Raw genomic sequence first — 12284 nt, 5'->3', positions numbered from 1 at the left:
CAGGCCGCCGATGATGACGATGCCCATGATGGGTGCTCCTTGGTATCTCGGTGGAACTTTTCGTGGGCTTGTGTGTTCGGTGCGGTGGTCACCCGGTGCAGTGGGGGACCGCGGGGACGCTGCCGACGCAGTTGTTGGGGGTGTTGGCGGTGATGGGGGCGTTGTTGGTGGTCATGGTGCCGCCTTGGCGGTAGACGCCACCGGAGTTGCCCAGGAGCAGCAGTGCGTGGTTGTCGGTGACGGCGGTCTGGGTGAGGGTGGTGGCGGTGGAGTTCACGGCGGAGATGCCGCCGCCGCGGCCGGCGTTGTTGCCGGTGATGAACAGCGGGCTGCCGGTGACGCCGGTGACGGTGAGGGTGCCGCGGAGGCCGTTGTAGATGGCGCCGCCGTCGCCGAGCAGGGTGGTGTTGCCGGACAGCGGGCTGTTGGTGAAGGTTGCGGCGGGTGCGGTGCCCGAGGGGGTGTCGGCGTTGGCGAGGCCGCCGCCGTTGCCCGAGGCGGTGTTGCCGGTCAAAGTGCTTCCGGTGAGGGTGACCGCGCCGCGGTTGAGGATGCCGCCGCCGTCGCCGACGACGTTGCCGCGGGTGAAGGCGACTCCGGTGACGAGGGTGAGGTTGCCGGTCGGGCCGACCTCGGCGATCCGGAACATTCCCAGGCCCGACAGTGAGGCGTTGGTGATGGTGGCGGGGCCGGTCAGCTGGATCGGGGTGGTGATGACGGGGAGGGCGTTCGCGGCGCCGCCGTGGGCGGTGGTCATGCCGTAGGTGCAGCCACCGGCCAGCACGAGGGTGTCGGAGGTGGGGGTGGAGTTGGCCAGGTTCACGGCCGCGACGAGAGCGTTTTCGCTGCAGGCCACCGGAATGGTGGTGGCCTGTGCGGCCGGGGCCAGTGCGATCAGGCCGCCGGTCGCGATGGTGATGCCGAACAGGGTCCGGGCAAGGGTGGGGATGCGTCGCATGAAGGCTTCATTTCCTGGAACACAATAGTGGTGACCTGCCGCGCGGTGCGCCGGCAGGAGATGACGCAGAAGTCGGCCCGAATTGTCCAACGGGCCGCGTGGGATTGGTCCACGAAAAATACCCCGGTTCGTGATCTGCGGTCGCAATCGTGGCGAGCAGATCAGGTACCGAGGTCTGGGGTAACAGGCAATAGCCTATCGTTGCCGCCGGTTGATCGATACCCGAGTCCCCCAAATGGTCGTACGCAAATGCGGTCATCGTGACATCTGAAACGATGTGAATGTGGAAAAGGATGCGCCGCTCGGCGGCTGGCCGCCGGAGGCGCGAAGGTGCTCGGTTTCCTGTGTTGCCGCGGCGACGTGGTCGCCCGCGCGGTCGGCGATCATTGCGCAGCCCGGTGAGCTCGGACTACGCCGGATGTGTCCGACGCCGGCGAGCCGGACGCCGCCAGGTCAGGGCGGGAAACGGAATTTCCGCGTGTCCGCGATTCTCGCAAGTACGCGTGGCCTGTGATATCGCTCACGATCGGGGGTGGGTCGCCCGGATTCCGGGTCGGTCACCCGATTGATCGGGCGCCGAACAGGGTCACGATTTCATCCGTATGCGGTCCTCGCATCGGAGTATTTCCTCGCAGAGGAGTGAACTGGCGTTCTTATTGTTGCCAAATCGTCCGCCAGAGGGCAACCGTGGGTCTTGGGAGTGCCGACGGACCCTGCCTCGGATATTCGGCACGGGAAATGCCATCGGCAAGCCGGTTATCGGCCGTACTCCCGGTTCCGTGGCTTCAGCCCGGATCCCCTCAACACCATGAAGGTTTTCTCATGAGATCAAGCGTACGCACCACCACGGCTCGTCGAACCCGTACCGGCCTCATCGGACTGGGTACCGCCGCGGGGTTCGCCTTGATCGTCCCGGGGATGGCCCACGCCGATCCGGTCGGCTGCACCCGTGCTTTCAACGGTTCCGGTGACACCGTCACCTGCACCGCGGGCATTCCCGCCGCGCAGATCCTCACCGGTACCGCCGGCAACGACATCCTCACCGTCACCGGCGGATCCGTCGGTGGCACCATCGACGCCCTGGCCGGCAACGACACGATCACCATCACCGGCACGGCAGGCACCACGGGGACTCCCGGTGGCGCCGGTGGTGCCGGGACGAGTACGAGCCCGGCCGGATTCGCCGGTGGTGCCGGCGCGGCAGGCGGAGTAGGTGGCCTCGCGCTGGGGAGCGCCGGAGTGGTCAACGCCGGTGACGGCACGGACAGCGTCACCGTTACCGGCGGCGCCGGTGGGACCGGCGGTCTCGGCGGCACCGGTGGCGCCGGGGTCCTCGGTGGTGCCGGTGGTGCCGGTGGCGTCGGCGGCGCGGGCGGCGCGGGCGGCCAAGGCGGCGTCGGCGCCATCCACGGCGGCCTCGGCAACGACACGGTGAAGGTCACCGGTGGTGCGGGCGGTGCCAGTGGCGCCGGCGCGCTCGGCGGCGCCAGCGGCCCGACCGCCGGTACCGGCGGCGTCGGTGGCGTCGGTGGCGCAGGCGGCGTGGGCGGTATCGGCCTCGGTAGTTCCGGGATCGTCAGCGGCGACGACGGCATCGACAGCACCACTGTGGCCGGTGGCGCCGGAGCGAACGGCAGTGCGGGCGGAAACGCCGGCGCCGGTCACGGCGGTGGCGCGGGCGGCTTCGGTGGCGTCGGTGGAGCGGGCGGGATCGGCAGTTCCGGTTCCGTCACCGGCGACGCGGGCAATGACACCCTGAAGGTCACCGGCGGGGTCGGTGGCCTCGGCGGGACCGCGGGCCAGGGCGGCAACGGCGTCGGCGGTGGCCAGATCGGTGGTGCCGGCGGCGGTGGCGGTGCCGGTGGCGCGGGCGGTGTCGGCAACAGCGGGGCCGTCAACGGCGGCCTCGACGACGACAACGTCACCGTGACCGGTGGCAACGGCGCCGGCGGTGGCGCCGGTGGCCAGGGCGGCAACGGCTGCAACCCGGCCGCCGGTGGCGCTGGTGGCGCCGGCGGCACTCTCGGCGCCGGTGGCGTCGGCAGTTCCGGCACCGTGGCCGGTGGCGGCGGCACCGACGTCCTCCTGACGACGAACGGCATCCCCGGGGTCAACGGCACCGGCGGCGCGGCCGGCATCACCGTCGTGTGCTTCGTCTGATCACTTTCGCCGGACCCCGGCCCGGCAGGACCGACTTCGGTCCTGCCGGGCCGGGGTCCGGGTGACCGGGCTGACGGCCCGGCCGGCTCCACGACCGAAGTCCGGAGGTCGCGCGCGCCGCAGGCCGATGGCCGGGCGCGTAGGTTGGGCAGTGAGTGCCCTGGACCCCGGCGTGACGACCAGGCGACCGAGGGGCACATCATGACACCGGTCGATCTCGCGGGAATCGCCGAGCCGCACCGCAGCGCGGTGACCGCCATCATCGATCTCGTCCGTCAGGGCGTGTTCACGGACGCGCAAGCGCTCCTGATGATCGTTCGAATCCGCGCGGCGGCCGGTGAACCCGCCGGACCGGCCACGCGGACACCGGAGGAAACACGATGACGGCCGTCCGGGCACTGCACGCCCACCTCTCCGGCCAGGACCCGTATCACCGGTTCTTCGGTCCGGGCGCGTCGCCGGGCACCGGGGTGTTCGCCGCGCTCGGCCTGCCGGTCCGCACCGGCGCCGCCCGGCCCGACGGGGCGGAAGGGGATGCCCGATGCGGGTGCTGACGGTGAATCCCGGCTCGTCGAGCGTCAAGCTGTCGGTCGTGGAGGACGGCCGGGAGGTCGGCCGGGCCACGGTCGGCGTCGCGTCCGCCACCGAGGCCCGGCAGCCCCTGGCCGGCCTGGTGGCCCGGTGGCAGCCGATCGACGCGGCCGGGGTGCGGTTCGTGCACGGCGGTCCGAGCACCGACGCGGTCCTGCTGGATCACGCGGAGACCGCGCGGCTGAGTGCCTTGACGCCGCTGGCGCCGCTGCACCAGCCGTTGTCGCTGGAACTGGCCGCGGTGGCCGCCGAGATCGTGCCGGGGCCGGTGTATGCGTGCTTCGACACCGCTTTCCACGCCCGGATGCCGGAAGCCGCGGCGCACTACGCGCTGCCGAAGGACTGGGTTCGCAAGCACGAACTGCGGCGCTACGGCTTCCACGGTCTCTCCTGCGCGTCCGCCCTGCGCCGCACGGCCGAGCTGCTCGACCGGGACCACACCGGGTTGCAGCTGGTGTGTTGCCACATCGGGTCCGGCGTTTCGGTGACCGCCATCCGTGACGGCCGCAGCGTGGACACGTCGATGGGCTTCACCCCGCTGGAGGGTGCGGTCATGGCCACCCGCTCCGGCAGCGTCGATCCGGGGCTGCTCCTGTACCTGCTGCGCTCCGGCGTCACCGACGTGGCCGGGCTCGACGACGCGCTCGATCGCGGGAGCGGCCTGGCCGGGATGACCGGCACCGGCGGTGACGTGCGGGACGTGCTGGCCGCGCGGGACCGCGGCGACCCGGACGCCCGCACCGCGATCGAGGTCTACCTGCACCGGTTGCGCCGGGAGATCGGCGCGATGGTGGCGTCCCTCGACCGCCTGGACGCGCTGGTGTTCACCGGCGGCGTCGCGGAACACCAGCCGGCTTTGCTGGCCGAACTCGGCCGGCGGCTGGGCATCTTCGGGGTGCGGACCGATTCCGGGCGCCTGGCCGCGGCCGGCGACCGGCAGGTCGGCCGGGCGCACGAGCCCGTGCGGGTGCTGGTCGTGTCCGCGCGGGAGGGTCTGGAGATCGCCCGGCAGACGACCCTCGCGATGGCCGCCAGGACTACGGGAGCCGGAGGTCCTCGCGATCGGTGACGAACGGCCGCAGCGTGCCCGGCGGGCGCGGGCCTAGCGTCAGCACCGACGAAAGAGGACTTCGATGCAAGCACGAGACATCATGAGCAGCCCCGTCGTCTCGGTGACCCCGGACATGACGGTGAAGTACGCCGCGAACCTGTTGTCCGCCCACGGCTTCACCGCGCTCCCGGTCCTCGACGCCGACGGCCGGCTGATCGGTGTGGTGACCGAGGCGGACCTCGTGCGGGACCGGTTCCCGCGCGACGCGCGGTACCGCCCCGGCGACGACGCCGCCCCGGACGACTCGCCGACGACACCGGCCGGGACCGTAGGCGGGGTGATGAGCACGCCCGCCGTCGGGATGGGCGCGGGCACCGACGTGGTCGATCTGGTGCGGGTCCTGCTCGAGGACCGGATCCGCAGCATGCCGATCGTCGACGGCGCGCACGTCGTCGGTGTCGTCACCCGGCGCGACCTCGTCCGGGCGCTCGCCCGCGACGACGAAGTCATTTCGGCCGACGTCCGCCACCAGCTGGCGATCTACGGCGGGCCGCGACGCTGGACCGTCGAGGTGCACGACGGCGCGGTCGAGGTCGTGGACGAGTTCGACGACGAGACCGACCGGCACGTCGCGACCGTGCTGGCGCAGGCGGTGCCCGGGGTGACCGCGGTCCGCGTGACCGGCACGAGCCCGGCCGGCTGACCGGCCGGCCCGATCCGCCTTCGAAAGGCCACGGCGATGCAGCAGTCCACGACCCTGCCCGGCACCATGACGACGGCTTCGCCGTACGAGGAGCACGACCGGGACCTGGATCTGAGGTGGTGGGCCGCGGCGAACTACCTGACCGTCGCCCAGATCTACTTGCAGGGTAACCCGCTGCTGCGCGAGCCCCTCTCGGTGGCGGACATCAAGCCGCGCCTGCTCGGGCACTGGGGCACCAGCCCGGGGCTGTCCATGATCTACACCCTGCTCAACCGGCTCATCCGCGACACCGGCACGGACTGCGTCTACATCGCCGGTCCCGGCCACGGCGGACCGGCCCTGCTCGCGAACGCCTATCTCGAAGGCACCTACGGCGAGGTCTACCCCGACGTCTCGTCCGACGTCGCCGGGCTGACCAGGCTGGTGCGGCAGTTCTCCACGCCCGGTGGCGTGCCGAGCCACGTCGGCGTCCAGACGCCCGGCAGCATCCACGAGGGTGGTGAACTGGGGTACGCCCTCGCCCACGCCGCGGGCGCCGCTTTCGATCACCCGGACCTGGTCGTGGCCTGCGTGGTCGGGGACGGTGAAGCGGAAACGGGGCCCCTGGCGGGATCCTGGAAGATCCCCGCTTTCCTCAACGCCCGCCGCGACGGCGCCGTGCTGCCGATCCTGCACCTCAACGGCTACAAGATCGCCGGGCCGACCGTGCTCGGCCGGGCCGACGACACCGACGTCCTCGGATTGCTGACGGCGCAGGGCTGGGAGCCGGTTCTCGTGTCCGGCGACGACCCCGCCACCGTGTTCACCGAGCTGCGCGCCGCTCTCGCCGTCGCCCACGACCGGATCCGCGAGAACCAGCGGCAGGCGCGCACCGGCTCGGCCGAGCCGTTCCGGCCCGTCCGCTGGCCCGCCATCGTGCTGCGGACCCCGAAGGGCTGGACGGGCCCGGCCGTCGTCGACGGCGTGGCGGTCGAAGGCACGTTCCGGGCGCACCAGGTGCCCCTGACCCAGGTGCGTGAGGACGCCGGGCACCGGCGACTGCTCGAGCGGTGGCTGCGGTCCTACGAACCGGAGAACCTGTTCGATGCCGACGGAAGGCTCGTCCCGGAGCTGGCCGCGCTCGCTCCCGCGGGGGACAAGCGGATGTCCGCCAGCCCGTACGCCAACGGCGGCCGCCTCCTGCAGCGGCTCGACATCCCCGCCCTGGCGCCGTACGCCGTCGCGGTGCCGTCGGCCGGGGTCGTGCACCACGGCAACACCCGCCCGTTCGGTGAGCTGCTGCGCGACGTCTACCGCGCCAGCACCCGGGAATCCGACGGGGGCGGCACGTTCCGGTTGTTCTGCCCGGACGAAACGGCCAGCAACCGGCTCGGCGCCGTCTTCGAGGCCACCGACCGCTGCCTGCAGGCGCCGATCCTCACCACCGACGATCACGTCTCGCCCGAGGGCCGGGTCATGGAGGTGCTCTCGGAGCACCTGTGCCAGGGCTGGCTGGAGGGCTACCTGCTCTCGGGCCGCCACGGTGTGTTCGCGACCTACGAAGCGTTCGCGATGGTGTCGGCGTCGATGCTGATCCAGCACGCCAAATGGCTGCAGCACGCCGCGGACCTGCCGTGGCGGCGCTCGGTCGCGTCCTTGAACGTGCTGTTGACCTCGACCTGCTGGCGCAACGACAACAACGGTTTCTCGCACCAGGGGCCGGGCCTGATCGACATCGCCATCCCGCTCGCACCCGGTGTCGTGCGCGTCTGGTTCCCGCCGGACGCCAACACCACCCTGTCGGTGGCGGAGCACTGCCTGCGCAGCCGCGACCACGTCAACCTGATCGTCGCCGACAAGCAGGAGCACCTGCAGTACCTCGACCTCACGGAAGCGGCCGCGCACTGCGCCGCGGGAGCGTCCACATGGGACTGGGCCGGCACCGAGACGGCCGGCGGCGAACCCGACATCGTGCTCGCCGCCGCCGGTGACGTGCCGACGCTGGAGGTCCTGGCGGCGGCCCGGCTGCTCCGCGACCACGTCCCGTACCTGCGGGTGCAGGTGGTCAACGTGGTCGACCTGATGGGCCTGCTCCCGGCGGGCGACCACCCGCACGGGTTCAGCGAGCCGAAGTTCGAGCGGCTGTTCACCGCCACCGCCGACGTCGTGTTCGCCTTCCACGGCTATCCCCGGGCCGTGCACCAGCTGCTGCACGGCCGCCCCGACCCCGGCCGCTTCCACGTCCGCGGCTACACCGAGCAGGGCACCACCACCACACCGTTCGACATGGTCGTGCTCAACCGGATGAGCCGCTACCACCTCGTCCTCGAAGCACTGCGCAGGTCCGCCCGGATACCCGAAGGCGGAGCGGCGCTGACCGAGCACTGCCACGCCATGCTGGCCCGCCACCACGGCTACATCCGCGAACACCTCGAGGACATGCCGGAAATCCGGGATTGGACCTGGGCCGGCTGACCGGAGGTCTCGACCGGCGCGAGCAGCGCGGCACGGGCGTTGTCCACCGGGGCCGGCGGACGATGCCGAGCGTGCTGAAGTGTCCCGTTTCGTGCGGGCTTGCTACCGGGCGCGGCCTGTTCGGGGGCATCGAGAGACCGGTGGTCCGTCGGCCGGCGGCGGCGTCACGGCGATGACGTCCCGGTCGTCGACCCAGCGCACCGAGGCCGCGGGGCCGTCGTCGGCGATGACGGGGACGCGGGCGCCTCCGGAGCCGAACTCGGGCCGGCCGGCGAGGGTGCCGGTCCGCGGCGAGCGTGGATCCGGGCCGGTGTAGGTGACGCGCCAGTTTCCGACGCTGAACGCGATCTGCCGCCGAGGTCGGAGGGGGGTGGCGTCGTCCGCCGGCGCGCTGCGGTCCGGGTTCGCGGCAGTCATCCGTCTCCTCCTCGGCCGTGGGTGCGTTCCCCGCAGTGCGGGAACCGCGGGCACGCCGAGGTCTGGGGCGGTCCGGACAGGCTAGGCGCTGTACGCCATCCACCAGAACTGAATCCCCCGGATGAGGGACCCTCCCGGAATGGCGGCAATTCCGAGGGCCGGCCGGTTCGCCTTGCCGCGCTTCAGGTCGCGGACGTCGCCGCAGCCGGCTCAGCCGCCGTGGACGGCGGCCGGTCGTTGCCTCGGCGGCGGCCCGGAGCCGCCCGATCCGCCGGTCCCGGTGAGTGTCGCCGATGCCAGCTCCGCCACGAGCGCGGCCGGTGCGCCGGCCTCCGCGAACAGCGCGCGTTGGCGTGCTGCGCCGGTTTCCCCGGCCTGTACCGCGGCGAGCTGCCGGTCGACCGTCGCGAAGTCCCCGTTGGCTTGCAAGGCCGGCCGGACGTACTCCAGGAGCCGGCCGACGAGCACGTGGTGCGGGAGGGCCTGCCCGGTGAAGGGGTCGATGCCGTGGCCGGGGTAGCCGTTGCGGGCCGCGGCGGTGAGCGATGCGACGACCAGCGCCGTCCGGACCGGCCGGGGCGCGACGCCGGCCCGGGCTTCGGCGAGGATCGTGACCACGAGGGCGCGGCTCAGCCCGGCGAGCAGCACCGCGTCTTCGGCGGTCAAGCCGACGTCCGCGACGCGGATCTCGACCGTCGGGTACTTCGGCGAGAGCCGGGCGTAGTAGTAGACCCCGTGTGCGTCCGATGCCTCACCACGGCGTACCGCAGCGTCGACGCTCGCGGCGTAGGCGGTCGCGTCCGGCCAGTCCAGCGGCGGTTTCGCGGTCGGCCAACGCGACCACAGCGGGTACCGCCCGCTGGCCCAGCCGGAGTCCTCGTCGTGCGCGAGCGGCGAGTTGGCGCTGATGGCGAGGAGCGGGGCGAGCCAGGGGCGCAGGCCGGCCAGGACCCGGACGCCGAGTGCGGGGGACGGGACGCCGACGTGCACGTGGCAGGCGCACGTGCCGGCTCCCGCGAGGAGGGTGGGGTACCGGGCGGCCAGCGCGCGGTACCGGGGTTCGGCGGTGACGCCGGGCAGGCCCGGCAGATCGCCACACGGGGGTGTCCCGGACGCCAGCAGCAGGCAGCCGGCGTGGCCGGCCGCGTCCGCCACGAGCCGACGCAACCCGAGCAGCTCCGCCCGGATTTCGTCGAGGCTCGTGTGGATCCCGGTGGCGGTTTCGATCTGGAACCGCAGGAACTCCGGCATCACGGCGGGTTCGCCGTCGAGCAGCTCCAGCAGCCGGGGCGCGGTGAGCGACACCCCGCCGGTCGCCGGGTCCGCGAGGACGAATTCCTCCTCTACGCCGAGGGTGAGGTCGTTCCTTTCCGGCAAGGAAAGTCGCACGTGCACGGCCAAGCTCCATCCCTCGTCCGGATCGCCAGTCTCACCGGCTCGCCCGCACCCGGGTAGGGCCTCAGGTCACCCATCGCGGAACCTTCGGCCCTTCCGCGGGCCCGGACGGCGTGCTTCGCCTCTCCGCTGACGGTCGCCGTGGCGCGGCCCGACGTGCTCGTCGGGCCCAGACCGGCAGCGATCCCGGTCCGCACCTGACCACCGGGAGCTGACCGAGCCGGGCGGAATCCTCATGAACGGCCCGCCACGCCGGAATGTGGTGCGGGGAACCCCTGTCCGGCGTGGACTGTCACGACCACCCCCCGGTGTGCCCGGCGGTCGGCCGCCCCGCGGGAGGAGGCGAACCCGGTACGGGGGCGTCGCGGAGGTAGGGCCTCAGCCGCTCGGCCAGCGCCCTGCGGGTCGCGGCGGCCACCGGCCCGGGACGGTCCCGGCCGGTGCGGTGCCCGGCGGCGGTGTCGGCGACGAACTGCGCGACCGCCTCTGGGGCCGGCACGAGGTCGTCGCCGCCTTGGTACGCGAGGACGATCGCGGCTTCGGCGGGCTCGGTTTCCACCGCGAGCCACCACCCGCGCCGTTCGCTCCACACCAGCATGACGTCGTGGTCGGGCCGGCCGAGCCACCGCCGTGGCAGTCCGAGGTAGGCGGTGGCCGTGTCGCTGATCTCGACCGTGGTGCTCTCGTCCGGGACGCCGACCGCGGCCGCGACCGCCCGCACGTACTCGCCGAGGCCGCGCTCGAGGATTCGGGTGTCGGGTTCGGGGTGTTCCATACCCGCCACGCTAAAGGGCCACCGGCCGGCGTGCCGGGCGGGCACGGTGCCGGTCGGTGCGCGAAGGTCCCCACGGGAATCTTTCCGGTGGCTCGTTCGTGGTAATCAGTGGCTGCTCTCGCTCGCGCAGCACGTTCGCGGACCTCTTCCTCCTGCCGACAGCTCCTGCCGACAGCGGCGAGGACGGTTCCGGCAGCCCCTCCATCATCTCGGGTTTAGGCCGCCGTCGGCCGGCTACCCGGTACTCGGTCGCCCCGGACCCTGGCGAACGGACACGTCACGGAAAGAGCGACGGCAATGACCCATACGCTGGAACGCCCGCCCAAGGCCGCCGAGCCGATGCTCGCGGGCGAAAAGTCCCGCACCGAAACCTTCCTGGTGAAGCTGTTCGCGGTGGTCCCGCTGCTGGCCTTGGCTGTGGCGGTGCCGTTCGCGTGGGGGTGGGGCCTCGGGTGGACCGACGTCGCGTTGACCGTCGGGTTCTACTTCCTGACCGGGCTCGGGGTGACGATCGGGTTCCACCGTTACTTCACCCACGGCGCGTTCAAGGCGCACCGCGGGCTGCGGATCGCGCTCGCGGCCACGGGCAGCATGGCCATGCAGGGCCCGGTCATCATCTGGGTGGCCGACCACCGCCGGCACCACGCCTACGCCGACCGCGACGGCGATCCGCATTCGCCGTGGCGCTACGGCACGACTCCGGCCGCGCTGGCCAAGGGTTTCTGGCACGCCCACATGGGCTGGCTGTTCGACCGGGAGAAGACCAACGCGCAGCGCTTCGCACCCGACCTGCTCGCCGACCGCGACATCGTCCGGATCGACCGCTGGTTCCCCGCGCTCACGATGCTCACCCTGCTCGCTCCGGCGCTGATCGGCGGGTTGGTGACGATGTCCTGGTGGGGAGCGCTGACCGCGTTCTTCTGGGCGAGCCTGGTGCGGGTGGCGGTGCTGCACCACGTCACCTGGTCGGTGAATTCGCTGTGTCACATGATCGGCGACCGGCCTTATGCCGCCCGCGACAAGTCCGCGAACTTCTGGCCGCTGGCCATCGCGTCGATGGGTGAGTCCTGGCACAACTCCCACCACGCCGACCCGACCGGCGCCCGCCACGGCGTCCGCCGGGGCCAGCTCGACATGTCCGCCCGGTTGATCCGGCTGTTCGAGAAGCTCGGGTGGGCCACCGAGGTCCGCTGGCCCAGGCCCGAACGCCTGGCCCGGAAACTCAACCCCGGCTACCACCCCGCACCGCGTGGGCTCGGCAAGCTGGAGCGCGGTCTCCTGACCGGGACACCGGAACGGCAGCACCCGGGCGGCGGGAACCGGTCATGACGGCGGTGCGTGCCGCACCGGGCACCAGTCGCGACGAGGTCCGCCTGCAGCTGAAACCGGCGGTCGGCGGCGGACACGTCGACGGGCCGCCGGGGCGGGCGAACGGGTAGCGAACCCCCGTCCCGATTCCGGAGTTCTCCCCGGAGCCCTCCGGACAGCCGGCGACCGCTCCGCCACGTCGAAGACTCGAGCGGCGGCAGCTGGCGCCCCCAGTGCGACGTCGCGATCCTGCGGATCATGTTCGGCCTGTCCGCCCACGACACGGCGGCGGTGCTCGGGGTCGCCGCCACGCCGGTGCCGTGATGGCGTGGCCCGCCCCGCGCTGTCCGGGCTTCGGGGCGGCGGCGGTCGCTGGCTGGAGAGCGCGGGGATGCGGTACCGGGAGGTGCACCAGGCCACCGGGATGTTGATCGCGCACCTGGACCTGTCCGCTTCGGCGGCGTTGGCGCGG

11 protein-coding genes are annotated in these 12284 nt (G+C 72.4%); 7 read left to right on the top strand and 4 right to left on the bottom strand.

Features of this window, described 5'->3' with window-relative positions; genetic code table 11:
- Positions 1-88: 88 nt before the first annotated feature.
- Positions 89-958, bottom strand: a complete 870-nt coding sequence (locus tag AB0M80_RS37755) for a hypothetical protein (RefSeq protein WP_364574543.1) — start codon at positions 956-958, stop codon at positions 89-91.
- 822 nt (positions 959-1780) lie between these two features.
- Between AB0M80_RS37755 and AB0M80_RS37750 the strand changes: the two genes are divergently transcribed.
- The 6 genes from AB0M80_RS37750 (at position 1781) to AB0M80_RS37725 (ending at position 7917) form a co-directional block, all read left to right on the top strand.
- A complete protein-coding gene (locus tag AB0M80_RS37750; protein WP_364574541.1) occupies positions 1781-3118 on the top strand; it encodes a hypothetical protein in 1338 nt (445 codons plus the stop codon).
- Between the two features lie 201 nt (positions 3119-3319).
- Positions 3320-3502: a hypothetical protein gene (locus AB0M80_RS37745; RefSeq protein WP_364574539.1), complete on the top strand. Its 183-nt coding sequence runs from the start codon at positions 3320-3322 to the stop codon at positions 3500-3502.
- Positions 3499-3672 carry a hypothetical protein gene (locus tag AB0M80_RS37740; protein WP_364574537.1) on the top strand — a complete coding sequence of 58 codons (174 nt, stop codon included), beginning with the start codon at positions 3499-3501 and terminating at the stop codon, positions 3670-3672. The genes AB0M80_RS37745 and AB0M80_RS37740 overlap by 4 nt, the downstream gene beginning before the upstream one ends.
- A complete protein-coding gene (locus AB0M80_RS37735) occupies positions 3660-4778 on the top strand; it encodes an acetate kinase (RefSeq protein ID WP_364574535.1) in 1119 nt (372 codons plus the stop codon). The genes AB0M80_RS37740 and AB0M80_RS37735 overlap by 13 nt, the downstream gene beginning before the upstream one ends.
- Positions 4779-4842: 64 nt before the next feature.
- On the top strand, positions 4843-5463 hold the full coding sequence (locus tag AB0M80_RS37730; protein ID WP_364574533.1) for a CBS domain-containing protein: 621 nt from the start codon (positions 4843-4845) through the stop codon (positions 5461-5463).
- A 36-nt stretch (positions 5464-5499) separates the two neighbouring features.
- Positions 5500-7917, top strand: coding sequence for a phosphoketolase family protein (locus tag AB0M80_RS37725; RefSeq protein WP_364574531.1), 2418 nt, complete (start codon positions 5500-5502; stop codon positions 7915-7917).
- 102 nt (positions 7918-8019) lie between these two features.
- Here AB0M80_RS37725 and AB0M80_RS37720 read toward each other — a convergent pair whose 3' ends face one another.
- The 3 genes from AB0M80_RS37720 to AB0M80_RS37710 form a co-directional block, all read right to left on the bottom strand.
- Positions 8020-8334 (bottom strand): hypothetical protein, encoded by a 315-nt coding sequence (locus AB0M80_RS37720; protein ID WP_364574529.1) that lies wholly within the window; start codon positions 8332-8334, stop codon positions 8020-8022.
- A gap of 210 nt (positions 8335-8544) precedes the next feature.
- Complete coding sequence (locus AB0M80_RS37715) at positions 8545-9729, bottom strand: YbdK family carboxylate-amine ligase (protein WP_364574527.1); 1185 nt, start codon at positions 9727-9729, stop codon at positions 8545-8547.
- Positions 9730-10021: 292 nt separating this feature from the next.
- Entirely contained in the window at positions 10022-10504 is a 483-nt protein-coding gene (locus AB0M80_RS37710) for a DUF6292 family protein (RefSeq protein ID WP_364574525.1), read from the bottom strand.
- 297 nt (positions 10505-10801) lie between these two features.
- Here AB0M80_RS37710 and AB0M80_RS37705 point away from each other — a divergent pair, with 297 nt between their 5' ends.
- Positions 10802-11833: an acyl-CoA desaturase gene (locus AB0M80_RS37705; protein WP_364574524.1), complete on the top strand. Its 1032-nt coding sequence runs from the start codon at positions 10802-10804 to the stop codon at positions 11831-11833.
- The last annotated feature ends 451 nt before the right edge of the window (positions 11834-12284 follow it).

This window comes from Amycolatopsis sp. NPDC051045 (assembly GCF_040682955.1).
Taxonomy (GTDB): domain Bacteria; phylum Actinomycetota; class Actinomycetes; order Mycobacteriales; family Pseudonocardiaceae; genus Amycolatopsis.
This window is presented reverse-complemented; position numbering and strand designations above follow the sequence as displayed.

Coding starts and splice junctions, on each gene's coding strand:
- AB0M80_RS37755 (WP_364574543.1), bottom strand. CDS start 958: ATGCGACGCATCCCCACCCTTGCCCGGACCCTGTTCGGCATCACCATC.
- AB0M80_RS37745 (WP_364574539.1), top strand. CDS start 3,320: ATGACACCGGTCGATCTCGCGGGAATCGCCGAGCCGCACCGCAGCGCG.
- AB0M80_RS37750 (WP_364574541.1), top strand. CDS start 1,781: ATGAGATCAAGCGTACGCACCACCACGGCTCGTCGAACCCGTACCGGC.
- AB0M80_RS37735 (WP_364574535.1), top strand. CDS start 3,660: ATGCGGGTGCTGACGGTGAATCCCGGCTCGTCGAGCGTCAAGCTGTCG.
- AB0M80_RS37730 (WP_364574533.1), top strand. CDS start 4,843: ATGCAAGCACGAGACATCATGAGCAGCCCCGTCGTCTCGGTGACCCCG.
- AB0M80_RS37740 (WP_364574537.1), top strand. CDS start 3,499: ATGACGGCCGTCCGGGCACTGCACGCCCACCTCTCCGGCCAGGACCCG.
- AB0M80_RS37720 (WP_364574529.1), bottom strand. CDS start 8,334: ATGACTGCCGCGAACCCGGACCGCAGCGCGCCGGCGGACGACGCCACC.
- AB0M80_RS37710 (WP_364574525.1), bottom strand. CDS start 10,504: ATGGAACACCCCGAACCCGACACCCGAATCCTCGAGCGCGGCCTCGGC.
- AB0M80_RS37705 (WP_364574524.1), top strand. CDS start 10,802: ATGACCCATACGCTGGAACGCCCGCCCAAGGCCGCCGAGCCGATGCTC.
- AB0M80_RS37725 (WP_364574531.1), top strand. CDS start 5,500: ATGCAGCAGTCCACGACCCTGCCCGGCACCATGACGACGGCTTCGCCG.